The 23,388-nt window shown below is 73.8% G+C and carries 20 protein-coding genes; 3 read left to right on the top strand and 17 right to left on the bottom strand.

All coding sequences use genetic code 11. The annotated features are described in order from the left end of the window. Positions 1–151: 151 nt before the first annotated feature. The 12 genes from KMS84_RS02275 to KMS84_RS02220 form a co-directional block, all read right to left on the bottom strand. Complete coding sequence (locus KMS84_RS02275) at positions 152–2,584, bottom strand: SpoIIE family protein phosphatase (protein ID WP_256914289.1); 2,433 nt, start codon at positions 2,582–2,584, stop codon at positions 152–154. A gap of 173 nt (positions 2,585–2,757) precedes the next feature. Further along, positions 2,758–3,480: a FadR/GntR family transcriptional regulator gene (locus tag KMS84_RS02270; RefSeq protein WP_256914288.1), complete on the bottom strand. Its 723-nt coding sequence runs from the start codon at positions 3,478–3,480 to the stop codon at positions 2,758–2,760. Then, complete coding sequence (locus KMS84_RS02265) at positions 3,471–4,484, bottom strand: aldo/keto reductase (RefSeq protein ID WP_256914287.1); 1,014 nt, start codon at positions 4,482–4,484, stop codon at positions 3,471–3,473. The genes KMS84_RS02270 and KMS84_RS02265 overlap by 10 nt, the downstream gene beginning before the upstream one ends. 49 nt (positions 4,485–4,533) lie before the next feature. Further along, entirely contained in the window at positions 4,534–5,571 is a 1,038-nt protein-coding gene (locus tag KMS84_RS02260) for a PfkB family carbohydrate kinase (protein ID WP_256914286.1), read from the bottom strand. Next, positions 5,568–6,329 (bottom strand): SDR family oxidoreductase, encoded by a 762-nt coding sequence (locus KMS84_RS02255; protein ID WP_256914285.1) that lies wholly within the window; start codon positions 6,327–6,329, stop codon positions 5,568–5,570. The genes KMS84_RS02260 and KMS84_RS02255 overlap by 4 nt, the downstream gene beginning before the upstream one ends. Further along, positions 6,326–7,396, bottom strand: coding sequence for a zinc-dependent alcohol dehydrogenase (locus KMS84_RS02250; protein WP_256914284.1), 1,071 nt, complete (start codon positions 7,394–7,396; stop codon positions 6,326–6,328). Before KMS84_RS02250 ends, KMS84_RS02255 begins: the two co-directional genes overlap by 4 nt. Further along, positions 7,393–7,830, bottom strand: coding sequence for an RbsD/FucU domain-containing protein (locus KMS84_RS02245; RefSeq protein WP_256914283.1), 438 nt, complete (start codon positions 7,828–7,830; stop codon positions 7,393–7,395). The genes KMS84_RS02250 and KMS84_RS02245 overlap by 4 nt, the downstream gene beginning before the upstream one ends. After that, a complete protein-coding gene (locus tag KMS84_RS02240) occupies positions 7,821–8,723 on the bottom strand; it encodes an amidohydrolase family protein (RefSeq protein ID WP_256914282.1) in 903 nt (300 codons plus the stop codon). Before KMS84_RS02240 ends, KMS84_RS02245 begins: the two co-directional genes overlap by 10 nt. Next, positions 8,716–10,038, bottom strand: coding sequence for an enolase C-terminal domain-like protein (locus KMS84_RS02235; protein WP_256914281.1), 1,323 nt, complete (start codon positions 10,036–10,038; stop codon positions 8,716–8,718). The genes KMS84_RS02240 and KMS84_RS02235 overlap by 8 nt, the downstream gene beginning before the upstream one ends. Positions 10,039–10,132: 94 nt before the next feature. Next, the gene (locus tag KMS84_RS02230) at positions 10,133–11,176 is read right to left on the bottom strand and encodes an ABC transporter permease (RefSeq protein ID WP_256914280.1); all 1,044 of its coding nucleotides are present in this window, start codon (positions 11,174–11,176) and stop codon (positions 10,133–10,135) included. Continuing rightward, on the bottom strand, positions 11,169–12,731 hold the full coding sequence (locus KMS84_RS02225; protein ID WP_256914279.1) for a sugar ABC transporter ATP-binding protein: 1,563 nt from the start codon (positions 12,729–12,731) through the stop codon (positions 11,169–11,171). The genes KMS84_RS02230 and KMS84_RS02225 overlap by 8 nt, the downstream gene beginning before the upstream one ends. A 55-nt stretch (positions 12,732–12,786) precedes the next feature. Further along, a complete protein-coding gene (locus KMS84_RS02220; RefSeq protein ID WP_256914278.1) occupies positions 12,787–13,851 on the bottom strand; it encodes a sugar ABC transporter substrate-binding protein in 1,065 nt (354 codons plus the stop codon). 462 nt (positions 13,852–14,313) lie between these two features. Between KMS84_RS02220 and KMS84_RS02215 the strand changes: the two genes are divergently transcribed. Then, on the top strand, positions 14,314–16,542 hold the full coding sequence (locus KMS84_RS02215; protein ID WP_256914277.1) for an alpha-L-fucosidase: 2,229 nt from the start codon (positions 14,314–14,316) through the stop codon (positions 16,540–16,542). Positions 16,543–16,658: 116 nt separating this feature from the next. On the opposite strand, the gene KMS84_RS02210 is transcribed toward KMS84_RS02215, so the two are convergent. From KMS84_RS02210 to KMS84_RS02195, 4 genes are read right to left on the bottom strand one after another with little or no spacing between them, the layout of a single operon-like run. Continuing rightward, positions 16,659–18,116 carry a glycosyltransferase 87 family protein gene (locus KMS84_RS02210; RefSeq protein ID WP_256914276.1) on the bottom strand — a complete coding sequence of 486 codons (1,458 nt, stop codon included), beginning with the start codon at positions 18,114–18,116 and terminating at the stop codon, positions 16,659–16,661. Further along, a complete protein-coding gene (locus KMS84_RS02205) occupies positions 18,113–18,976 on the bottom strand; it encodes a class I SAM-dependent methyltransferase (RefSeq protein ID WP_256914275.1) in 864 nt (287 codons plus the stop codon). Before KMS84_RS02205 ends, KMS84_RS02210 begins: the two co-directional genes overlap by 4 nt. After that, positions 18,973–19,626, bottom strand: coding sequence for a TIGR04282 family arsenosugar biosynthesis glycosyltransferase (locus KMS84_RS02200; protein ID WP_256914274.1), 654 nt, complete (start codon positions 19,624–19,626; stop codon positions 18,973–18,975). Before KMS84_RS02200 ends, KMS84_RS02205 begins: the two co-directional genes overlap by 4 nt. Next, on the bottom strand, positions 19,623–20,345 hold the full coding sequence (locus KMS84_RS02195; protein ID WP_256914273.1) for a glycosyltransferase family 2 protein: 723 nt from the start codon (positions 20,343–20,345) through the stop codon (positions 19,623–19,625). The genes KMS84_RS02200 and KMS84_RS02195 overlap by 4 nt, the downstream gene beginning before the upstream one ends. A gap of 113 nt (positions 20,346–20,458) precedes the next feature. Here KMS84_RS02195 and KMS84_RS02190 point away from each other — a divergent pair, with 113 nt between their 5' ends. Beyond that, positions 20,459–21,184 (top strand): response regulator transcription factor, encoded by a 726-nt coding sequence (locus KMS84_RS02190; RefSeq protein ID WP_256914272.1) that lies wholly within the window; start codon positions 20,459–20,461, stop codon positions 21,182–21,184. Then, positions 21,174–22,433, top strand: coding sequence for a sensor histidine kinase (locus tag KMS84_RS02185; RefSeq protein ID WP_256914271.1), 1,260 nt, complete (start codon positions 21,174–21,176; stop codon positions 22,431–22,433). The genes KMS84_RS02190 and KMS84_RS02185 overlap by 11 nt, the downstream gene beginning before the upstream one ends. On the opposite strand, the gene KMS84_RS02180 is transcribed toward KMS84_RS02185, so the two are convergent. Beyond that, the gene (locus tag KMS84_RS02180; RefSeq protein WP_256914270.1) at positions 22,327–23,379 is read right to left on the bottom strand and encodes an NAD-dependent epimerase/dehydratase family protein; all 1,053 of its coding nucleotides are present in this window, start codon (positions 23,377–23,379) and stop codon (positions 22,327–22,329) included. The two genes, KMS84_RS02185 and KMS84_RS02180, sit on opposite strands and share 107 nt — an antisense overlap. Positions 23,380–23,388 lie beyond the last annotated feature (9 nt).

Genomic DNA, 23,388 nt, shown 5'->3' with positions numbered 1-23,388 from the left:
CGCGGGAGGCGGGCGGCCACCGGAGCGGGTCCGTCCGCGTGCCCGCGGCCACGCCGTGAGCGGGCGCCCCGGCGCGCCGCGGGGCGGCCACCGGTGCTCCCCGGCTCCCCGGCGCTCCCCCGGCGCCGGATCTGCCGCCCGCCGAACGGACTCAGTGCGGCAGGGGTTGTTCAGCCCAGATGGTCTTGCCGGTGGCGGTGTGACGGCTGCCCCAGCGCTCGGCCACCTGGGCCACGAGCAGCAGCCCGCGTCCGCCCTCGTCGAAGACGCGGGCCCGCCGCAGGTGCGGGGCGGCGCCGCTGCCGTCGGAGACCTCGCAGATCAGCACGTCGGCGCGGATGAGCCGCAGCTCGATGGGGGCGTCGCCGTACCGGATCGCGTTGGTGACCAGCTCGCTGACGATCAGTTCGGTGGAGAAGTCGAGTTCGCTCAGGCCCCAGGCGGCCAGTTGTCCGCTCGCCGCGCGGCGCGCCCCGGCGACGGCCGCCGCATCCACGGGGAGCTGCCAGGTGCGCACCCGGTCGGCCCCGAGACCCGACGCGCGAGCCAGCAGCAGGACGATGTCGTCGCCGGGCGGGTCGGCCCGTACCTTGCGCATCACCTCGTCGCAGACTTCCTCCAGGTCCGCGGCCGGCCGGCGCAGGGCCTCGGTCAGCAGGTCCAGCCCGACGTCGATGTCACGGCCGGGCGTCTCGATCAGACCGTCGGTGTACAGGGCGAGCATGCTGTCCTGCGCCATGGTGATCCGGGCGGACTCGAAGGGCAGTCCGCCCAGGCCGAGCGGGGGCCCGGCGGGCAGGTCGAGGACCTCGACGGCGCCGTCGGCCGTGACCAGGACGGGCGGCGGATGGCCGGCCCGCGCCAGGTCGCACACGCCGGCGACGGGGTCGTAGACGGCGTAGAGGCAGGTGGCCCCCACCTCCCCCGAGGCCTCCTGCGCCTGCCGGCGCGCGTCGGGGCCCTCCTCCCGGTCGAGGCGGATGACCAGGTCGTCCAGCCGGGTGAGCAGTTCGTCGGGTGCGAAGTCGGCGTCCGCCAGGGTCCGTACCGCCGTGCGCAAGCGGCCCATCGTCGCCGAGGCGTGCACGCCGTGGCCCACGACGTCCCCCACCACCAGCGCGACCCGCCCCCCGGACAGCGCGATGACGTCGAACCAGTCACCGCCGATCTCGTCCCCGGCGCCGGCGGGAAGGTAGCGGTGGGCGAGGGCGACCGCCCGCGCCCGCGGCAGCCGCTCGGGCAGCAGGCTGCGCTGGAGGGTGAGCGCGGTGTGGCGTTCGCGGGTGTAGCGACGGGCGTTGTCGATGCTCAGCGCGGCCCTGGCGGCGATCTCCTCGGCGAGCGCCAGATCGTCCTCGCCGAAGGCGTCCGCCGTGCGGTGACGCAGGAGGTGCATCACGCCCAGGGTGATGCCCCGGGCGCGCAGCGGCACCATCATCACCGAGTGGATCCCGAAGCGGCGCATGCTCTCGGCGCGCGCCGGGGAGGAGGTCGACCACTGCGCGAGCCTCGGGTCGCCCGCACGGTAGTGCGCGCCCCGGCCGGTGATCAGCGCCTGGGCCGGCGGTGAGCCGGGCGGGTAGACGTCGACCTCGCCCGCCCGGACGACGGATTCCGGGCACCCGGACAGGACCGACCGTTGCGCCGTGCGACGGCACTGCACCGCGGTCCCGGGCGGGATGGGCTGCGGTTCGTGGCCCTGGACGACGGATTCCAGCAGGTCGACGGTGACGAAGTCGGCGAAGCCGGTCACCGCCACCTCGGCCAGTTCCTCGGTCGTGCGGGTCACGTCCAGGGAGCTGCCGATGCGGGCGCCGGCGTCGTTCAGCACCGCCAGCCGGCGCCGGGCCCAGTACTGCTCGGTGATGTCGATGACCGCGGCCGACACCCCGAGCACCGTGCCCGCGGGGTCCTTCAGCGGGGAGAGGTAGACCGACCACGCGTGATCGCGGACCTCGCCGGAGGCCCGGAAGGGCTGCTCCTCGCGGAAGATCATCTCGCCGGTGCGCACGACCTGCCGCTGCAGGCGGTCGATCTCGCCCAGAGGCGGGGCGGGATAGATCTCCCACAGGGTGAGGCCCCTCATCTCCTCCTGGGTGAGTCCCATGGCACGGCTCATCACCTGGTTGCAGGCCACGAACCGGGCCTCGTGGTCGTAGACGGCCACGGGCAGCGGGAGCTGTGCGAGCGTGAGGTCCCACAGCTCGGCCGTCGCCGCGTCGGTCGGCGCGGTCTGGTACGTGGTGGCCGCCGGGGTGAGGACCCAGGGGCCCGCGCCGCCCGAGTCCGTCAGCGGTGTGCCGCGCACCTGCACCTTGACCCGGTCCCCGTCGCGGGTGCGCAGCGCGAGATCGCTGGTCCAGGGCACTCCGGCGGCGAGGTGGCGGCGCAGGGCGACGGGCAGCCTGTCGGCGAGCAGGGCGGCGGCGGGCCGGCCGAGGACGTCCCGCGACCCGTGTCCGAGCAGCCTCTCGGCTCCCGCGCTCCAGGCGGTGACGGCGCCGCGGGCGTCGATGACGACGGCGAAGTCCTCGGGAGCTCCCGTGGCTCTCGCTCCTGGGGTCGTCTCGGATTCGTGGTCCATGGGAGCCATCTCGACGCCGTTCCTCTCGCGCCCCGGCACGGTGCCGCGTCGACCGTCACCGGCGCTGCCTCCAGCATCCTGCCACGGCACCCCCCGCTCAACCGCCGGAACGCGACGAAGGCCGTGGCGGCGCCCGCGGGCCGTCCCGGCGAGGGACTCGGCGGCGTGGCTCGTCACCCCCGTGCGGGCGTCCCGAAAGGCAGGGGCGCACCGGAGCGCAGGTGCTCCTTCAGCCACCGCTCGGTGTTGCTCACGTGCAGCAGTGCGGCGGCCTGGCTGAGGGCGGCGTCGCGGGCGGACAGCGCGTCGAAGATCGCCTCGTGTTCGGCGAGGGTGCGTCCGGCGGCCTGGGAGTCGACCAGGCCGCGCCGGATGCGGGCGCGCAGGGTACGGCCGGAGATGCCCTCGAGAAGGGCGAGGAGGGTTTCGTTGCCCGTGGCCGCGATGACCGCGCGATGGAACGCGGCGTCGTGGGCGTTGAGCCGTTCGACGTCCTCGCGAGCCTCGCGCATGGCGTCCAGATGCCCTTCGACCTCGGCGAGTTGTCCGTCGGAGATGCGGACGGCGGCCAGGGCGGTGGCGAGCGGTTCGAGGAGGCGCCGTACTTCCATGAGGTCCTTGAGGGCGACCGCGTCGCCCTGGAGCAGCTCCACCGCGCCGCCGAGTCCTGCCAGGAGCAGGCTCGGCTGAAGGCTGGTCACATAGGTGCCGTCGCCCCGCCGGACCTCCAGGACTCGGGCCACGGCCAGCGCCTTGACCGCCTCGCGGGCGAGGTTGCGGGACAGGCCCAGCTGGGCGGCGAGATCCGGCTCCGGAGGGAGTTTCGACCCCGGGGGCAGCGCGCCGGTCAGGATCAGTTCACGGAGCTGGTCGATGGCCCTGTCCGTCAGCGACACCGCGCGTCCCGCCCGCCGTGGCTCCCCACGGGCACGTCCGGCCTGATCAGCCCCTGGGCGCGCAGCTCGTCCCAGAGGCCGTCGGGGATGCGCCGCGCATGGAGCTCCACGTTGCGCACGACCTGCTCGGCAGTGCGCATGCCGAGCGTGACGTTGACGACGGCGGGGTGGGTGAAGGGGAAGGCGATGGCGGCGGCGGGCAGGGTGGTTCCGTGCTGTTCACAGACGTCGGCGATGGCGCGGGCGCGGGCGACGAGTCCGGCGGGGGCGTCCTGGTAGTCGTACTTCATGCCTTCGGCGGGCCGGTCTCGGGAGAGCAGGCCGGAGTTGAAGACGCCGACGGCCACCACGCTCTTGCCGAGGTCCGCGGCGGCGGGCAGGACGTCGTCCAGCGCCGACTGGTCCAGGAGTGTGTAGCGTCCGGCGAGCATGACGACGTCGGCGGCGGTCTCGCGCAGGAAGCGGGCGAGCATGGCGGACTGGTTCATGCCGGCGCCGATCGCGCCGATGACGCCCTGGTCGCGCAGTTCCGCGAGGGTGGGCATGGCCTCGTCGGCGGCCTGCGGCCAGTGGTCGTCCGGGTCGTGGAGGTAGACGACGTCGAGGCGGTCCAGGCCGGTGCGCCGCAGGGTTTCGTCGAGGGAGCGCAGCACGCCGTCGCGGCTGAAGTCCCACTGCCGGCGCAGTTCGTCGCGGACGACGAAGCCCTGGTCGTCGATGCCGCGCGGGTGTTCGTTGGGGACGAGGAGGCGGCCCGCCTTGGAGGAGACGACGTAGTCCTCGCGCGGTCGGCCGCGCAGGGCTGCGCCGAGGCGGCGTTCGGACAGGCCGAGGCCGTAGTGCGGTGCGGTGTCGAAGGTGCGGATGCCCGCGTCCCAGGCCGCGTCGACGGCGGCCGACGCGTCCTGGGCCGGGGTGACCCGGTAGAGGTTGCCGATCACCGAGGCGCCGAAGCCGAGTGCGGTGAGCGCGACGGGCGTGTGCCGGATCCTGTGGTGGTGCAAGTCGTGCTCCTGGGGGGGGCGGGGGAGCGCCGGGGAGGAACGGCGCCGGTCAGCGTCTGACGTGGGCGTCGGCGCCGGCGACGAGTGCCTCCACCTCGGCGAGCGTGGCCATGGAGACGTCTCCGGGAGTGGTCATGGTGAGGGCGCCGTGGGCGGTGCCGTAGGCCAGGGCACGGTCCAGGGGGTGACCCGCGAGCAGGCCGTGGATCAGTCCCGCGGCGAAGGCGTCGCCGGAGCCGATGCGGTCCAGGACGTGCAGGCCCGGCATCCGGGGGCCCGTCACGAAGCCGGTCCCGGCGGACCAGGCCGCGGCGGACCAGTCGTTCACACCCGCCGAGGGCGCCTCGCGCAGGGTCGTGGCCAGGACGTTCACACCGGGCAGCCGTCCGGCCGCCTCGGCGAGCGCGTCCGGCACCTCGTCCGCGCCGAAGCGCACGGCGCCCGGGTGCTCCCCGGCCAGGCCGAGTGCGCCCACCACGACGTCGGCGTGCCGGGCGAGGCGCAGGTCGACCTCGCGGGCCCGCTGCGGTCCGCCGCGGCCGGTCCACAGACTGGGGCGGTGGTTGGGGTCGTAGGAGACGGTGACGCCGTGGCGGCGCGCGGCCGCCATGGCCTCGTCGGCGACGTCGACGGTGGTGTCGGACAGCCCCGCGAAGATGCCGCCCGTGTGGAACCAGCGCGCTCCGGCCGAGAACACCGTGTCCGCGCGCATCAGCTCGGTGGCCGTGGCGACGCCGGGAACGACCGGCACGCCCAGGTCGCGGCACGTGTTGACGACCTCCTCGTCGAAGCCGGGCGAGACGACGAAGCGGGCCCCGGCGGCCACGGCCCGCTCCGCCTGTTCCGCGGTGAGCACGGTGCCGGCTCCGACGGCGAGCCCGCCGTGCGCCGCCATCTCCCTGAGCGCCTGCTCGGCCCCCGGCGTGCGCAGGGTGACCTCGGCGCAGGTCGCGCCGCCGGCGGCGAGCGCGTCGGCCAGCGGGCCCGCGCTCGCCGGGGACGGCACGGTCAGCACGGGCAGCAGTCGGGCTCCGGCCAGCACGGTCGCCATGCCGTCGGCCGGACCGGCGCTCAGGTCGGCGGTCATCGACCGAGCCATCCGCCGTCGACGGGCAGGACGACGCCGTGCACATAGGCGGCGGCGTCCGAGGCGAGGAAGACGGTGGCGCCGGCGAGGTCGTCCGCGTCGCCCCACCGCGCGGCCGGGATGCGCTCCAGGATCGCCCTGCTGCGCGCAGGGTCGTCCTGGAGGGCGCGGGTGTTGTCGGTGGCGATGTAGCCCGGGGCGATGGCGTTGACGTTGACGCCGTGCGGGGCCCACTCGTTGGCCAGCGCCTTGGTGAGGCCGGCGACCCCGTGCTTGGCGGCGGTGTAGCCGGGCACGGTGATGCCGCCCTGGAAGCTGAGCAGCGACGCCGTGAAGACGATCTTCCCCCGGCCGCGGGCCACCATCGCCGCGCCGACCGCCCGGGCCAGCGCGAACTGTGCGCTCAGGTTGACCTGGAGGACCAGGTCCCAGTCCGCGTCGGTGTGTTCGGCGGCGGGCGCGCGGCGGATCGTGCCCGCGTTGTTGACCAGGATGTCCACCGGCCGCTCCCGGCTCGCGAGGTCGGCGCCCAGGGCGCGGACGGCTTCGGGGTCGGCGAAGTCGGTGCGGATCGCCTCGAAGGCACGGCCCGTGGCGGTGACGTCCTTCTCCACGGCGCTGCCCGAGGCCTCCATGCCGGCGCTGACCCCGACGACGTCCGCGCCGGCCTCGGCGAGCGCGCGGGCCATGGCCCGGCCGATCCCGCGCCGCGCCCCGGTGACGACGGCGAGCCTGCCGGTGAGGTCGAAGGCGTTCATACGGCGGCTCCTCGGGCGTCGTCGACGCCGTCGGTGTCGCCGTCGGCGCCGGTGCAGTCCACGAGGATCTTCATCACGTCACCGCCGCCCTCCAGCGCCTCGAACGCGGCCGCCGCCTCCGTGAGCGGCACCACCTTGCTGATCAGCCGGTCGGCCGGGATCGTGCCGTCGGCGACCAGGGCCACCGCGCGCCCGAAGTCGGAGCGGTCGTACAACCGGGCGCCGACGAGGGTGAGTTCACGCCAGAAGAAGCGGTGCAGGTTCACCTCCCGCGGGCGGGGGTGGATCGCCACCAGACACAGCCGGCCCCGCACGCCGAGGACGTCGACCGCCGTGTCCACGCCGCCCGCCGCACCGGACACCTCGAACGCCACCTCCGCGCCCGCCTCCCCGGTCCACTCCCCCACCAGTGCCGGCACGTCGTCGTCGGCCGGGTTCCACGCCGTCAGCCCCAACTCCTGGGCGAGCAGCCGACGGTGGGCGCTCGGCTCCACCACGCGGACGTCCGCCCCCGCGGCCCGGGCCACCAGCGCGATCAGGACGCCGACGGGACCGCCGCCGACCACCACGACCCGCTCCCCCTCGGCCACCCCGGCCCGGCCCACGTCGTGCACCGCGACCGCGGTGGGCTCGACGAGCGCGGCCCGGTCCAGGGCGAGCTCGTCCGGCAGCCCTATCAGCGTCGAGGCGGGAACCGTCCAGCGCTGCTGCATCGCCCCCGGCGAGTCGATGCCGATGAAGTCCAGTCGCTGACAGATGTGCTGATGGCCCTTCAGACAGGCCGGGCAGGCGTCGTCCCAGCGCAACGGCATCACCGTCACGGCGTCGCCGGGCGCCCAGCCCTCCACGCCCGGGCCGACGCGGGTGACGCGGCCGGACATCTCGTGCCCGAGGACGGCGGGTGCGGCGACGCGGGCGTCCATGTCGCCGTGGAAGATGTGCAGGTCGGTGCCGCAGATGCCGACGTAGGCGGGGGCGAGCTCCACCTCGCCCGGGCCGGGGGCGGCGGGTTCGACCACCGCCGTGTCCAGGGTGCGGGCTGCCTTGTAACGGACGGCCAGTGTCATCGTTTCGTCAGGGTCCCTTCAGCGCGGACGCCGATGGTCAGCAGCAGGTTGGCGTAGGTGCGGATGTCGGCGGTGACGACGGCCAGCGCCAGGTCGGACGAACGGGCGGCGTCGTAGAACGCGAAGCGATCGAGCGTGCCGACCGGCAGGGGCGCCAGCATCGAGCGGTACTCGGCGATGGCGGGCGGTTCGGGTTCGCCCTCGGGCGGCACCATCACGTGCGCCGCTTCCACGGGCAGGGCGCGCAGCAGCACGTCGAGCACGGTCGTGACGTCGAGCAGGCCCGGGGCGAGGTTGAGGTGGACGGTGCGGGCGCGTTCGCCGGTGGCGGTGCTCGCGGGGTAGTGGCCGTCGGCGAGCAGGACACGGGCGCCGTGTCCCGCGCCGGCCAGGGAGGCGAGGATGCCGGGGTGCAGCAGTTCCGTCAGGAGCACGGCGTCATCTCCTTCGTCGGGTCGGGGGTCAGGTCGTAGAAGGCGGTCGCGGTGCCGGCGAGGACCGCGTGGACCTCGGTGCCGGAGCAGTCGTCCAGGAGGTCGTCGACGGTGGCGGCCCAGCGGTTCCATCCGCCGGCCAGGTCGACGACCGGCCAGTCGGAGCCGAACATCAGCCGGTCGGGGCCGAAGGCGCGGAGCAGGACGTCCCACGCGGGGCGGATGTCGTCGACGGTCCACTTCTCGTGGTCCGCCTCGGTGATCAGGCCGGACACCTTGCAGCGGACCTGGAGGTGCGCTGCCAGCTCGCGCACGAGTCGGCTCCAGTCGGTGAGGTCCGCTCCGGCGAGCGGCGGCTTTCCGCCGTGGTCGAGGACGAGCGGCAGCTCGGGCAGCCGTTGGGCGAGCCGGACGGCCTGCGGGAGCTGGGGGGCGCGGACGAGCACGTCGTAGCCGAGGCCGCGTGCGCCGACCGCCCTCAACCCCCTTTCGACCTCGGGACGTTGCAGCCAGTGCGGATCCGGCTCCGCCTGCACGACGTGGCGTACGGCGCGCAGCCGGCGGCCGCCGGGTCCCGCGCGCAGCTCGTCGAGCACGTCACCGACTGCGGGGGACGTCAGGTCCGCCCAGCCGACGACGGCGCCGATGTGCGGGTCGTCGGCGGCCAGGGCGAGGAGGTCGCGCGTCTCGGGAAGGGAGGCGACGCACTGGACGACGACCGTGCTCGTCAGCCGGCGTCCCCTGATCGGCCGGGTCGCGGCCGACAGCAGGTCGCGCGGGCCGAAGGAGCGGCGCAGAGGCTCGTGGCCGGGCGCGTCGAGCCAGGGCTGCGGGCGGACGTCCAGGTCCCACACGTGGTGGTGGGCGTCGACGAGGCCCCGGGCGTCAGACACGGGCCGCCCAGACGGGGCCGTCGGGGTAGGTGTACTCCTTGAGGGACTCGGGGTGCATCTGGGCGCTCAGTCCGGGCAGGCTCGGCGCCAGGTAGTGGCCGTCGACGATGCGGACCGGGTCGACGAAGTGCTCGTGCAGGTGGTCGACGTACTCGATGACCCGGTCCTCGGTGGTGCCGGAGACGGCGACGTAGTCGAACATCGACAGGTGCTGCACCATCTCGCACAGCCCCACGCCGCCCGCGTGCGGGCAGACCGGCACCCCGAACTTCGCGGCGAGCAGCAGGATCGCGATGTTCTCGTTGACGCCGCCGACCCGCGCGGCGTCGATCTGCACGATGTCGACCGCGCCGGCCTGGAGGAGCTGTTTGAAGACGACCCGGTTGGCGATGTGCTCGCCGGTGGCCACCTTGACGGGGCCGACGGCCCTGCGCACGGCGGCGTGGCCGAGGATGTCGTCGGGTGAGGTGGGTTCCTCGATCCAGTAGGGCCGGTAGGGGGCCAGCGCGCCCATCCAGTCGATGGCGGCCTGGACGTCCCATCTCTGGTTGGCGTCGACGGCGATGCGGATGCCGTCGCCGACGGTCTCGCGGGCGGTGCGCATGCGCCGGATGTCGTCGTCGAGGTCGGCGCCGACCTTGAGTTTGATCTGGGTGAAGCCGTCGGCGACGGCCTCGCGCGCCAGGCGGGACAGCTTCTCGTCGGAGTAGCCGAGCCAGCCGGGGGTGGTGGTGTAGGCGGGGTAGCCCCGCTCCAGCAGTTCGCCGACGCGCTGGGCGCGGCCGGGCTCGGCGCGGCGCAGGATGCGCAGGGCGTCCTCGGGGGTGAGGGCGTCGCTGAGCCAGCGGAAGTCGATCTGGGCGACCAGGTCCTCGGGCGGCATCTCGGCGAGGAAGCGCCACACGGGCTTGCCGGCGCGCTTGGCGGCCAGGTCCCAGGCGGCGTTGACGACGGCGCCGGTGGCCATGTGGATGGCGCCCTTCTCCGGTCCCAGCCAGCGCAGTTGGGGGTCGTGGACGAGGGAGCGGGAGAACCCGCCGAGGTCGGCGCAGACCTCGTCGACGGACCGGCCCACGACGTGCGGGGCCAGGGCCGCGATGGCGGCCGCCTGGACGTCGTTGCCGCGGCCGGTGGTGAACGCGAGCGCGTGGCCCTCGAGTCCGTCGCCGGCGTCGGTGCGCAGGACGACGTAGGCGGCGGAGTAGTCGGGTTCGGGGTTCATCGCGTCGGACCCGTCCAGGTGCTCGGACGTGGGGAAGCGCACGTCCAGCACGTCCAGGGCGGTGATGCGGGCGGAAGCCGGGGTGGATGGCATGGCGGCGACTCCTGTGAGGTGCAGGGGCGATACGGCCCGGTGCGACGAGAGGGGGCGAGTCGGGGCGTCCGGGCGGCCGGGGCGGCCGCCCGGTTCAGTCCTGGACCTTGCCGCCCGTGATGCGCGAGATGGTCAGCGCGACCAGGATGATCAGGCCGTTGAGGGCCCCGATCCACTGGGCGGGGACGCCGCCGAGCGTGAGCACGTTCTGGATCATGAACAGCAGGAGGATGCCGCTGAACGCCCCGAACATCGTGCCCTTGCCGCCGTTGAGGCTGATTCCGCCGATGACGGCGGCGGCGAAGACGGTGAAGATGTAGCCGTTGCCCTGGGCCGAGGCGACGGAGGCCAGCCGCCCGGAGAGCAGCAGTCCGGCGAGGGCGGCGAGCACGCTGCCGGTGACGATGACGATCCACAGCACCCGGTCGGTGCGGATGCCGGCGGCCTTCGCGGCGTCGACGTTGCCGCCGATGGCGTACAGCGAGCGCCCGAAGCTGGTCCAGCCGAGCACCACGATCGCGACGGCGAAGAGCGCCAGGCAGATCCAGATGGAGGCGGGCATCCCGAACCACTGGGCGGTGCCGAGGTAGAGCATCGACTCCGGCAGCTGGAAGAAGGTCTGGCCGCCGGAGATGCCGGTGAGGACGCCGCGCAGCACGATCAGCATGCCGAGGGTGACGATGAACCCGTTGAGGCCGAAGCGGATGATCAGCAGGGAGTTGATCACGCCGACGAGCGCGCCCACGGCGAGGGTGACGAGGACGGCCCACCCGCCGGGGAGCAGTCCGAGTCCGTGGCCGGCGCCGACGGGCACCACGAGCCAGGCCGCGACGCCGGGCGCGAGGCCCATGGTGGACTCCAGCGACAGGTCCATCTTCTTGACGATGAGGATCATCGTCTGGGCGAGGACCAGCAGGGCCATCTCGGACATGGTCTGGAGGACGTTGATGAGGTTGTCGGTCTGCAGGAAGACCGGGTTGACGATCTGGCCGACGATCGCGATGACCACGATGGCCGGGACGAGCGCGAGGTCGCGCAGCCGGGCCAGCGGTATCCGGCCGCCGAGCAGCGCGGTCCGCTTCGCCCCGGGCTGCGGGGCCTTGGCCGCGGCGGTGTCCGCGAGGACGGTTTCAGGCATCGAGGTCCACTCCTTCCATCGCGGCCACGAGGTCGTGGTCGTGCCAGCCGCGGGGCATCTCGTCGGTCACACGGCCCTGGAACATCACCAGGACCCGGTCGCACATGCGCAGGTCGTCGAGCTCGTCGGAGGCGACGAGCACTCCGGCGCCGGTCCGCGCGGTCTCCTCGACCTTGTCGAGGAGGAACTCCTTGGAGCGCACGTCGACGCCCGCGGTCGGGTTGATCAGGACCAGCAGCCGGGGGTCGTCGGCCAGGGCGCGGGCCATGACGACCTTCTGCTGGTTGCCTCCGGACAGGGCGGAGACGGGCAGCTCGGGGCCGGGCGTCTTGATCGCGAGGTTCTCGATCATGACCTGGGCGAGCCGGTCGCGGCGGCCGCGGCTCAGGAAGCCGTGGGGGCCGAGCCGTCCGGGCACGGAGAGGGTGGCGTTGTCCGCGATCGACATGCCGGGGACGAAGCCCTGGTGGTGGCGGTCCTGCGGAACGAACCCGGCGCCGGCGGCGAGGGCCGCGGGCACACTGCCCGGACGGGGGCGGTTCCCGGCGATCTGCACGGCGCCCGCGGCCGCGGTGCGCAGCCCCACCACGGTCTCGGCGACCTCGGTGCGCCCGCTGCCGGCGGCGCCCGCGAGGCCGACGATCTCGCCGGCGCGGACCTGGAAGCTGACGTCGTCGTACCCCTCGCCGCGCAGCGTCTCGACGTTCAGCGCGGCCGTGACGGCCGGGTCGAGGGTGGCGGCCCGTTCCTCGCGCCGGTCCGCGGCCGCCTCGCCGGTCATGGTGGCGACGAGGTCGGCGCGGGCGAGGTCCGCGACGGGAGCGGTGACGATGTGCCGGGCGTCGCGGAACACCGTCACCATGTCGCAGATCTCGTAGACCTCCTGGAGGTGGTGGCTGATGAACAGGAAGGTCACGCCCTGGCGTTGCAGGTCGCGGATGCGGCCGAAGAGGCGGTTGATGGCCGCCCCGTCGAGCTGGGCGGTCGGCTCGTCGAGGATGATGAACCGCGCGCCGAAGGACAGTGCGCGGGCGATCTCGACGAACTGCCGCTGCTCGACGCTCAGATCGGCCGCCGGGGCCTGCGGGTCGACGTCCACCGACCAGGTCGCCAGCAGGTCCTGTGCGCGGCGACGGGTCGCGTGCCAGCTGATGAGGCGGCCGGCGCCGCGGTCGTGCCGGTTCAGGAAGAGGTTCTCGGCGACGGTCAGGGTGGAGATGATCGTCGACTTCTGGTAGACGCAGGCCACGCGTCGCCGCCAGGCGTCGCGGTCGCTGGGCCGGGGGGCCGGCTCGCCGCCGAACGTGACCGTTCCCTCGTCGGGGGCCGTCAGGCCGGTGAGGACCGACACCAGCGTCGACTTGCCGGCTCCGTTGCGGCCGACGAGGGCGTGGGTCTCGCCGGGCCTGATGGTGATCCGCGCGCCGTTCAGGGCCACCGTCGGACCGAATCGCTTGACGATGCCCGTCGCCTCGACGACGGGCGGGTCCGCGGGCGTCCGTGCGCCGCCCGCCGGGGCGGGCGCCGGGGTTGCTGCTCGCTCCCCTTCGCTCATCTCAACCGCCTTGTTCTCGTGAGCCGTTGCCATGTCCCGGGAGAAGCCGCGGGGATCAGCCGAGGTTGTTGCCCCACAGCGACTTGTCGTCGCTCTTGACGCTGGGCACACCGCCGTAGGTGCCGCCGTCGGCGGTGACGAGCGGGGCGGCGAGCTGGTCCTCGAGAACGCCGTCGCGGACCTGGATGATGGTGCTGCCGTGGTCCGTCTTGCCGGGCTTGAACGTCTTCCCGTCGATCGCGGCCTTGAGGTAGTACAGGGCGTACTTGGCGTAGAGGTCGGCGGGCTGCGAGACCGTGGCGTCGATCTTGCCCGCGGCGATGGACTTGAGCTCCTCGGGGATGCCGTCGTTGGACACGACGAAGACGTGCTTGGCGTCCTTGGGGTCGACGAGCAGACCCTTCTGCTTGAGGACCTGGAGCGTGCCGGACAGGGCGAAACTGGCCTCCATGTAGACGCCCTTGATGTCCGGGTGGGCGGTCAGGTCCGTCTGCAACTTCTGGGCGGCGACGGCGCCGTCCCAGTTGGTGGCCTCGCCGAACACCTTGATCCCCGGGTAGTCCTTCTTCATGCAGTCGTTGAACGCCTGGGTGCGGTCACGGCCGTTGATGGAGTCCAGGCCGCCCTCCAGCATGACGACCTTGCCCTTGCCGCCGAGCTTGGTGCCGAGGTACTGGCACGCCTTCTCGCCGTAGGCGCGGTTGTCGGCGCGCACGACCATGAAGACGTTCCCGGAGTCGGGGCGGGTGTCGACGGTGACGACGGGGATCTTCTTCGCCTCCAGCTGCGCGAGGGTGGGCGCGATGGCGGCGGTGTCCTGCGGCGCCATGGCGAAGCCCTTGACGCCCTGACTGATCAGCGTCTGCGCGTTGGCCGTGAGCTTGGCGACGTCGTTCTGGGAGTTGGTGGTCTTCAGGTCGAGACCCAGCTCCTTGCCGTACTGCGGCGTGTACTTGATGTAGGAGTTCCAGAAGTCGGTGTCGGAGCGGGGGTAGTCGACGCCGACCAGCGGCTCGTCGCTCGACGACGCCGAGCCGGCGGAACCGCTGCCGCACGCGCTGAGCAGCGCCAGTGCGGACAGAGCGGAGAGGGCTGAACACAGGGTGCTTCTGACTCTCATCGGTGCTTCCTCGCGCCGGTCCCGTAGCGGGAGATGTTTCGCCTCGACGGCATGTGCGATCGCCGTGGACTAGAGATGGGATGTTTATAGGGGCGCTCCCGAGGCGCTGTCCAGACCTTCGTCAGGATTCCCATGAAAGACCAGCCCATGGGGGCCGCGATGTTTAAGGGTGGATCGGTCCGACATAGATCCATCCCATCAATCTGCCCCGTCGACCGACTCAGCCGGAGCGGAGGATTCCTGTCAGACATGCCATGTCTGAGCACGCTCAATGGTCACCAAAGCGCAACGAAAAGGGCGAAACCACCTCCGTTCGGGGGGCTTTCATCCCTGCGCACCGGTTGACATGGCCCGGAGACATGGCGGACCTTCGTGCGTAACAAACGGCGCTCCGTGCCCAGCAGCCACGCCGCCCCGCGCCCCCGCTCACTCCCCTGCCCCCTCTGCACCAGGGATGCCCCCATGTCGAGTTCGATCAACAGACGCCACTTCCTGGCCGGCGCCACCTGCGTCGCGTCGGCCGCCGTCGCCGGAGGCCTGTTCGGCGCCGGCGGCGCGCAGGCGGCGCCGACCGCGTACACCCCGGACTGGGACTCGGTCGACCGGCACCCGCCGGCCCCGGAGTGGTTCCAGGACGCGAAGTTCGGGATCTACTTCCACTGGGGCGTCTTCAGCGTCCCCGCCTTCGGCAACGAGTGGTACCCGCGGTCCATGTACCTGGCGGGCGACAGCGTCAACCAGCACCACATAGCGACCTACGGCCAGCCGACGGCATGGCCGTACCACAACTTCATCAACGGCGCCCAGGACCGGTCGGGGGCCTTCGTGAAGTTCGCGCCGAAGCTGAAGTCGGCCGGCGGGAAGTTCGACCCCGAGGAATGGGTGCAGCTGTTCGTCGACGCGGGCGCCCGGTTCGCCGGCCCGGTCGCCGAGCACCACGACGGCTTCTCCATGTGGGACAGCCAGGTCAACGAGTGGAACTCGGTCGACAAGGGCCCGGGCCTGGACCTGCTGGAGCTCTTCTCCACGGCGATCCGCGCCAAGGGCCTGAAGCTGCTGGTGGCCATGCACCACGCGTACAACTTCACCGGCTTCTACGAGTTCGCCCCCGCCCAGACCGACCCCAGCCTCAAGAAGCTCTACGGGCAGCTCGGCTCCACCGCGCAGAACCAGCTCTGGTTCGACAAGCTCAAGGAGGTCATCGACCGGGCCCGGCCCGACATCCTGTGGCAGGACTTCAACCTGAAGGCCGTCGACGAGAGCCAGCTCCTGAACTTCCTGGCGTACTACTACAACCAGGCCGACAGCTGGGGCCGTGAGGTCGTCGCGACCTACAAGGACGGCATGAACGGCAAGGGCGAGGTCTTCGACTACGAACGCGGCGGCCCGGCCGACCTCACCAGCCCGTACTGGCTGACCGACGACAGCATCTCCAGCTCCAGCTGGTGCTACACCCAGGGCATCGGCTACTACACCACCCAGCAGATGCTGCACTCGTTCATCGACCGGGTCAGCAAGAACGGCAACATGCTGCTGAACATCGCGCCCATGGCCGACGGCACCATCCCCCAGGCGCAGAAGGACATCCTGCTCGGCATCGGCGACCACCTCAAGCGCTTCGGCGAGTCCCTGTACGCGACCCGCGCGTGGACGGCGTACGGCGAGGGCCCGACGAAGATGGGCGGCGGCTCCTTCACCACCCCGCACGCCGGAACCGCCCAGGACATCCGCTTCACCCGCAACAAGGCCGGCGACGTCCTGTACGCCACCGTGCTCGGCTGGCCGGGCGGCTCGCTGACCGTCAAGACCCTCGGCTCGGACCGGATCAACCTCTCGTCGCTCGCCTCGGTCAAGCTGCTCGGCACCACGGCCGGCACCTACACCGACCTGCCGGCACCGGTCCAGAGCGCCTCCGGCCTCACGATCGCTCTGCCGTCCTCGGCGCCCTACAGCGCCAACGCCTACGTCCTGAAGCTCACCTTCTCCGGCGCGATCCCGGCGCTGCGCCCGCTCGCCGGCGCCGCCCTCTTCTCGGACGTCGACTACACCGGCAGCGCCGCCGTGCTCAGCGTCGGCGACTACACCGCGGCCGACCTGGCCGCCGCCGGCCTCGCCGCGCGCACGCTCTCCTCGCTCCGGCCGGCCCCCGGCTACCGGGTGGTCGGCTACTCAGGCGACGGCTACACCGGCGCCTCCTGGACCTTCACCGCCGACAACCCCGACCTCAGGGTCACCGGCAACAACGACCAGGTCACCTCCCTGAGGGTCCAGTTCGATCCGGCGACGTACTTCCGGATCACCAACGTCACCGACGGACTCGCCCTGGACAGCGGCGGCAACGTCGCCTCGGGGTCCAACCTCAAACAGTGGACCTGGGACGGCAGCGCCAACCTGCAATGGCACGTGGAGCCCGTCGCGGGCGGCTACTACCGGCTGGTCAACCGCACCAACGGCATGGTCGCCGACGGCTGGGGCGACGTCAGCGGCTCGGCCGTCAGACAGGCTCCCTGGAACGGCAACGCCAACCAGCAGTGGACGATCACCCACCGGGGCGGCGGCAGCCACACGCTCGCCAACCGCGCCACCGGCCTGGTCCTCGACGGCGGCGGCAACGTGGCCTCGGGCTCCGTCGCCAAGCAGTGGACGTACGACACCAGCTCCAACCTCCAGTGGACGTTCACGGCCGTCTGATCCCCGGCCCCTGAGAGCGGGCGGGACGCGGGCGGGGCGCGCGCTTCACCGGTCACCGGCGGACGCGGCGCGCCCTCCCCCGGCGGCGGTGGCGCCCGGTACCGGGCCCGCGGGCGTCACACCCGCTCGGAGCGGCGCCGGGCCAGGAGGTCGGCGCCGCCCGCGCGCAGCCACGCCCCGACGGCCATCACCGCGGCCGCGATGCCGTACGCCCACGCCTGGAGGGGGAAACCGGGCACCAGGCGGCCCCCGAGGTAGAGGGCGGTGCCGGCGAGGGTGACGGTGAGCCATTCCCAGCGGCCGTCCAGGGCCACGAGGGCGACCACCAGCAGGGAGTACCAGGGGTAGCTCGGTGAGAGGAGGAGCAGGGCGGCGCCGGTGACCAGCAGGGCGCCGCGCCAGGGGCGGGCCGGGTCGCCCCTCAGCCACACGTACAGCGCGGCCGACGCGAGCAGCAGCGCCGCGGCCACGCCCGCGGCCGCGTCGGGCAGCGCAAGCCTCAGCAGGGCGAAGCGGCGCACGTGTCCCGGTGCGTAGCCCTCCTCGTGGAGATAGCCGGGGAGGTAGCCCAGGACGCCCGCGCCGGAGCTCACGACGTACGGCAGATAGGCCAGCGTCACCGCGGCGACGGCGGCCGCGACCATCCGCAGGACGCGGGTCGGACCGCGCTGTCCCGACAGGGCTCCGGGCAGGACCAGGACCGGCAGGAGCTTGACGGCGATCGCGGCGCCCAGCAGAGCGCCCCGGCGGGTCCCGGCGCTCGCGGTGCCGAGGGCGAGCACCACGAACAGCACGCCCAGGGTGTCGATGTGGGCGTTGTTCACCGCTTCCAGGGAGACGGCCGGGCACCACGCCCACAGCGCGGCCCGGCCGGGGGCCCGCCGCGGGTCGCCGCGGCGGCGCAGGACCGCCAGCAGGGCGACGGTCGTGCCGAAGGCCAGGACCGCTCCGCCGGCCTGGAGCGGCTTGTGGCGGCCGTCCGCGGGAGAGACGGCGTGCACCGCGAGGAACCAGCCCTCGGCCACCGGCGGGTAGATCGTGGGGACGGTGGGCCGGTTGATGCGCACGCACAGTCCCTGGGCCGTGCGGGTGAGGCCCCATCCCTCACAGGAGGCCCGGGCGGGGAACAGCCAGGGGTCGCGCAGGGGCGCGAGTTCCGGTGCGGCGGGCGGGTGGGCGTAGGGAGAGATCCCGGCGGCCTGGACCCTGCCGTCCCAGGCGTAGCGGTACATGTCGTTGCTGGTGCGGGGCTGGGCGGTGAGCCCGGCCAGGGCGACCGCCGCCGCGCCGGCCAGGACGAGGACGGTCGCGGCGCGGACCGGAACCCTGCGCACGCTCCACACGGCGGCGGCGAACAGCGTCCAGGCGAGGGCGTATCCGGCGAGCAGACGGCCGGGGACGCTTTCGTGGTCGCCCTGGCGCAGGGTCCCCGCGACGGTGACGGCGACGCCGGCGACGAGAGCCGCGGTCGCCGCGACACGGACCCGGGCGGCCCGTGGCGGAGCGGGGGCGGCGGATCCCGTGGGCGGGGTCGGGAAAGCGGGATCCCGTGGGCGCGGGCCGACGGTGGTCACGGGCGGCCCGGTCCTCCCCCGCGCGGGGCGGGGACCTCGTCGGGGCCCGCGCCCGGGCGGTGCAGTTCCAGGAAGACGCGGCCCTCGCTCGTCCAGCGGCCGGTGAGGATCCAGCCGGTCGCGTCGGCGGCGTGCAGCAGCGCGGTGGCGCCGACCCGGGCCCAGGCGAAGGGACGTCCGTGGCGGCCGTCGGCGTCCTCGACGCGGACCGTGAGACGTTCGTCCACGTCGTGCGCGGCCGCCTCGACCAGCAGCCGCCCGCCGGGACGCAGCAGCCGGCGCAGGCGGGAAAGCAGCGCGGCCGGGTCGCCGCCGATGCCGACGTTGCCGTCCATCAACAAGACCGTGCCCCAGCGTCCCTCCCGGGGGAGCCGGTCGAAGACGGACCGCCGCAGGGCGCTCGCGCCCCGTCGCCGGGTGAGCGCGACGGCGGCGGGGCTGACGTCCACGCCGAGCGCGGTCATGCCCCGGGCGGACAGCGCGGCGACCAGCCGGCCCGGGCCGCACCCCACGTCCAGGACGGGCCCGGCACAGCGGTGCAGGACCCCGCTGTCGGCGGCGCCGGGCGCGGCGCAGTACCGCTCCACGTCCAGGGGCAGCAGGTCGGGCGCGCCGGTGAGGGACGTCGTCAGACGGCGCAGGTACAGCGGGCCCCGGCCGCGCCGCACCGCGCGGGCGTAGGGGTCGTCGGTCCAGGGCTCCCCCGGCTCGGCGGGCGTGCGGTGGCCGGCGCCTCGCGGACTCGCCGGGAGCGGGAGGGTGAGCGTCCTGCGGAGGTGGTCCTTCCCGGGCGGTGTCCGCTCGACGGTGTCGGTCCGTGCGGTGACGGCGGTGCGCGCGTCCTGCGCGACCTCGCTCACCGGACGGCCTGCGCGAAGGAGGCCATGACGGCGACGAAGCGGGAGCCGGGCGGGCAGTCCGCGGCCACCGAGGCGGCGTCGGCCGCCGTGTCCACATCGCGCAGCGTCGGCAGCTGCGCGACGCTCAGGCCCGCTTCGACGAGTCGACGGCGCTGGACGGCTCCGGTGCGTTCGGTGGACATCTCCACACCCCGCACGAGCGCCCCGGCGCGGGCCGGTTCGGCGAGGCCCAGGGCCCAGAAGCCGCCGTCGACGGCGGGGCCGAACCAGGCGTCGTGCCCGTCGTGGCCGACCCCGGCCAGGAGGTCGGGGGTGAGCTGCGGAGTGTCCATGCCGACCAGCACCGCCGGGCCGTCGCAGAGCTCGAACGCGGCGGCGATGCGCTCGTCGAGGCCGCCTGCCGCCTGGGGCGCGATCTCGACACCGGGCGGCAGCCAGTCGCCGGGGCTTCCGTCGAGGACCAGCACCCGACGCCGGGCCGGTGTGCGGAGCACGGCGTGCAGTGTGTCGGTCAGGGCGGCCTCGGCCAGGGCGGCGGCCTCGTGCGGCGTGTAGGGCGGGGTCAGGCGGGTCTTGACGCGGCCCGGCAGCGGCTGCTTCGCGACGACGAGCAGGGTGAGCGGGTTCGCGGCGGCGGGGCGCGGGCTCATCGGACGCCTCCCGGAAGGCTCGCACCGCCGGCCGGCGCGGCCTCGGCCGGCGGCTCGGCGAGGACGGCGCGCATGTCGCGCACGGCCTGCCATGCTCCGCGCCAGGTGCCGGTGACCTTGGAACGGCCCGTGCGGGGACGGTAGGGCACGTCGGTCTCGGTCACCCGCCAGCCGGCGTCGGCGGCGCGGACCACCATCTGCAGCGGGTAGCCGGAGCGCCGGTCGGTCAGGCTCAGGGCCAGCAGGGCCTCACGGCGGGCGGCGCGCATGGGCCCCAGGTCGCGCAGCGCCAGCCCGGTGCGGCGGCGCACGAGGCGGGCCAGTTCGAGGTTGGCCAGCCGAGCGTGCACGGGCCAGGCGCCGCGGGCGGTGGGGCGGCGCCGGCCGAGGACCAGGTCCGCGGCGTCGTCGAGGACGGGGCCGGCGACGGCCGGCAGCAGTCCGGGGTCGAGGGAGGCGTCGCAGTCGCAGAAGCACACCACGTCGGCCGTGGCCGCGGCGAGGCCCGCGTGGCAGGCGGCGCCGAAGCCGCGCCGCGCTTCGTGGACCACCTGGGCGCCCAGGTCGCGGGCGATGTCGGGGGAACCGTCGGTGGACCCGTTGTCGACGACGATCGCGCGCCAGCCGGGCGGGATCCGCTCCAGCACCCAGGGCAGGGCCTCGGCCTCGTCGAGGCAGGGCAGCACGACGTCCACGGAAGGGGGGGATGTGTTGATCACCTCACTCACTGTACGGACGCAAATACGACATAAAGGAATTCGCGTTCTTACGGAACCCTGACGTCGCCCGCCGCGTCCGTCCGCGACGGTCTCCCGGTGTGAGACTCGGGGGTGTGAAACGCGTACTCGTCGTCGATGACGACCCCACCGTCTCCGAGGTCGTCGCCGGATACCTCGACCGGGCGGGCTTCGCCGTGGATGTGGCCGCCGACGGCCCCACCGCCGTGGCGCAGGCCGCCCACCGCACCCCCGACCTGGTCGTGCTGGACCTGATGCTCCCCGGCATGGACGGGCTGGAGGTCTGCCGCCGCATCCGGGCGACCGCACCGCTTCCGGTGATCATGCTGACCGCGCGCGGCGACGAGGAGGACCGCATCCTCGGCCTGGAGGTCGGCGCGGACGACTACGTCACCAAGCCCTTCAGCCCACGGGAACTGGTCCTGCGGGTGGAGTCGGTGCTGCGCAGATCCGGCGCGCCGGCCGCCGCCCCGGCCGGAACGGCGCGGACGTGGCTGCGCGCAGGACCGCTCGCCCTGGACCCCACCGCCCGGCGCGCCACCCGCGACGGCGCCGAACTGGCCCTCACCATCCGGGAGTTCGACCTCCTTGAGTTCTTCATCCGGCACCCCGGCCGGGCGACGAGCCGGGAGCAGCTGATGCAGCGGGTCTGGGGCTGGGAGTTCGGCGACCTGTCGACGGTCACCGTGCACGTGCGGCGGCTGCGCGAGAAGGTCGAGGACGACCCGGCCCGCCCCCGCCTGATCAGCACCGTGTGGGGCGTCGGCTACCGCTTCGACGCCCCCGGCGGCCCGGAAGGCGAGGTCGGCGATGGCCGGTGACACGCTCCTCATCGCGCTCTACGCGGCGATCGGCGCGGCGGCCGCCGGACTGGCGGGGGCGGCCGCCCTGCGCGCCCTGCGCAACCGGTCGGTCTCCCTCTCCCTGGCCGTGGTCGCAGCCGTCACCGTGGCCGCGATGCTCGCCGGGACCCTGCTGGTGTCGCGCGCGATGTTCCTCTCCGAGCACGACCTGTGGGTCGTCACGATGGTGTGCTCGATGGCCGCGGTCGTCTCGCTGGTCGTGGCGCTGCTCCTGGGCCGCAGCGTCGTCCGGGGCAGCCGCGAGCTGGCCGAGGCCACGCGCGCGCTGGGCGAGGACGGCAGCTTCACTCCGCCGGCCGCCGCGCCGACCGCCGAACTCGCGCAACTCAGCCGCCAGTTGGCCGCGACCAGCGACAAGCTCGCCGCCTCCCGGGAGCGGGAGCGCACCCTGGAGGCCTCCCGGCGTGAGCTGGTGGCGTGGATCTCGCACGACCTGCGCACCCCGCTGGCCGGTCTCCAGGCGATGACCGAGGCCCTCGAGGACGGCATGGTCGAGGACCCCCGGACCTACCTCACCCGCATCCGCGCGGAGGTCGGCCGGATGAGCTCCATGGTCGGCGACCTGTTCGAGCTGTCCCGCATCCAGGCCGGGGTGCTCGCCCTCTCGCCGACCCGGATGTCCGTCTACGACCTCGTCGGCGACGCCATCGCCGGAGTCGACGCCCTGGCCAGGGAACACGGGGTGCGTCTCGTCGGCCACGGGGTCGACGCCGTTCCGGTGGAGGTCGACGGCCGGGAGATGTCCCGCGTCCTGGCCAACCTGCTCGTCAACGCGATCCGCCGCACGCCCGCGGACGGCACGGTCGCCGTCTCGGCGCACCGCGAGGCCGACCGCGTCGTGCTGTCGGTGACCGACGGCTGCGGCGGGATCGCCCCGGAGGACCTGCCCCGCGTGTTCGACACCGGCTGGCGCGGCACCGACGCCCGCACCCCGCCGGCCGGCGCGGGCCTGGGGCTGGCCATCGTGCGGGGCATCGTGGAGGCCCACCAGGGGCGCGCCGCGGTGTGCAACGTGCCGGGCGGCTGCCGGTTCGAGGTGCATCTGCCGCCGGTCGTGGCGCAGGACGGACGCCGTCGCGTGGCCCGGGCGGCGGACGCCGTCACCCGGCCCGCAGCGGCGCCGACGCGAACTCCGTCATCCCCTGCGCGAAGGGAACCAGGGGCTTCCAGCCCGACTCCTCGCGCAGCCGCTCGGAGGAAGCGGTGATGTGGCGGACGTCGCCGAGCCGGTACTCCCCCGTGACGACCGGCTCGGGCCCGCCGTACGCCCGGGCCAGCGCACCGGCCATCTCCCCCACCGTGTGCGGCTCCCCGCTGCCGACGTTGTACGCCCGCAGGCCGCCGTCCGCGGCTGTGTCCAGGCCGTCCAGGGCCGCGAGGTTGGCGCCCGCGACGTCGCGCACGTGCACGAAGTCGCGGCGCTGGCCGCCGTCCTCGAAGACGCGCGGGGCCTCGCCGCGCGAGAGCGCGGACCGGAACAGGGAGGCGACGCCCGCGTAGGGGGTGTCCCTGGGCATGCCCGGGCCGTACACGTTGTGGTAGCGCAGGGCGGCGACCCGCCCTCCGGTCGCCCGCGCCCAGGCGGCGGCCAGGTGTTCCTGGGCCAGTTTGGTGGCCGCGTACACGTTGCGGGGATCGGCCGGGGCGTCCTCTCCCACCAGACCGGGCGACAGCGGCTCGCCGCAGTGCGGACAGGGGGGCTCGAAGCCGCCCGCCTCGAGGTCGTCGACCCTGCGCGGTCCGGGCCGCACGACGCCGTGCCGGGAGCACGCGTAGCGTCCCTCGCCGTAGACCACCATCGAACTCGCCAGCACCAGCCGACGCGCGCCCGCCTCGGCCATCGCGGCCAGGAGGACGGCGGTGCCGAGGTCGTTGCAGCCCACGTAGTCCGGGGCGTCGGCGAAGTCCTTGCCGAGTCCGACCATCGCGGCCTGATGGCAGACGGCGTCCGCCCCTCGCAGGGCGTCGGCGACCGCCTCCCTGTCGCGGACGTCGGCGTGTCGCCAGTCCGTCCCGGCGGGGACGTCGGGCGCGGTGCGATGTGCGGCGGGCAGCAGGGCGTCGAGGACGCGCACCTCGTGCCCGGCGCCGAGGAGAGCGGTGACGACGTGCGAGCCGATGAAGCCCGCACCTCCGGTGACCAGGATCAACATGTCACCGAC

Source organism: Streptomyces hilarionis (assembly GCF_024539675.1).
GTDB lineage: Bacteria > Actinomycetota > Actinomycetes > Streptomycetales > Streptomycetaceae > Streptomyces > Streptomyces hilarionis.
Note: the sequence above shows the minus strand (reverse complement) of the source record. Positions and strands in the feature narration are given on the sequence as shown.

Coding starts and splice junctions, on each gene's coding strand:
- KMS84_RS02275 (WP_256914289.1), bottom strand. CDS start 2,584: ATGGACCACGAATCCGAGACGACCCCAGGAGCGAGAGCCACGGGAGCT.
- KMS84_RS02260 (WP_256914286.1), bottom strand. CDS start 5,571: ATGACCGCCGACCTGAGCGCCGGTCCGGCCGACGGCATGGCGACCGTG.
- KMS84_RS02255 (WP_256914285.1), bottom strand. CDS start 6,329: ATGAACGCCTTCGACCTCACCGGCAGGCTCGCCGTCGTCACCGGGGCG.
- KMS84_RS02250 (WP_256914284.1), bottom strand. CDS start 7,396: ATGACACTGGCCGTCCGTTACAAGGCAGCCCGCACCCTGGACACGGCG.
- KMS84_RS02235 (WP_256914281.1), bottom strand. CDS start 10,038: ATGCCATCCACCCCGGCTTCCGCCCGCATCACCGCCCTGGACGTGCTG.
- KMS84_RS02230 (WP_256914280.1), bottom strand. CDS start 11,176: ATGCCTGAAACCGTCCTCGCGGACACCGCCGCGGCCAAGGCCCCGCAG.
- KMS84_RS02225 (WP_256914279.1), bottom strand. CDS start 12,731: ATGAGCGAAGGGGAGCGAGCAGCAACCCCGGCGCCCGCCCCGGCGGGC.
- KMS84_RS02220 (WP_256914278.1), bottom strand. CDS start 13,851: ATGAGAGTCAGAAGCACCCTGTGTTCAGCCCTCTCCGCTCTGTCCGCA.
- KMS84_RS02215 (WP_256914277.1), top strand. CDS start 14,314: ATGTCGAGTTCGATCAACAGACGCCACTTCCTGGCCGGCGCCACCTGC.
- KMS84_RS02200 (WP_256914274.1), bottom strand. CDS start 19,626: ATGAGCCCGCGCCCCGCCGCCGCGAACCCGCTCACCCTGCTCGTCGTC.
- KMS84_RS02185 (WP_256914271.1), top strand. CDS start 21,174: ATGGCCGGTGACACGCTCCTCATCGCGCTCTACGCGGCGATCGGCGCG.
- KMS84_RS02180 (WP_256914270.1), bottom strand. CDS start 23,379: ATGTTGATCCTGGTCACCGGAGGTGCGGGCTTCATCGGCTCGCACGTC.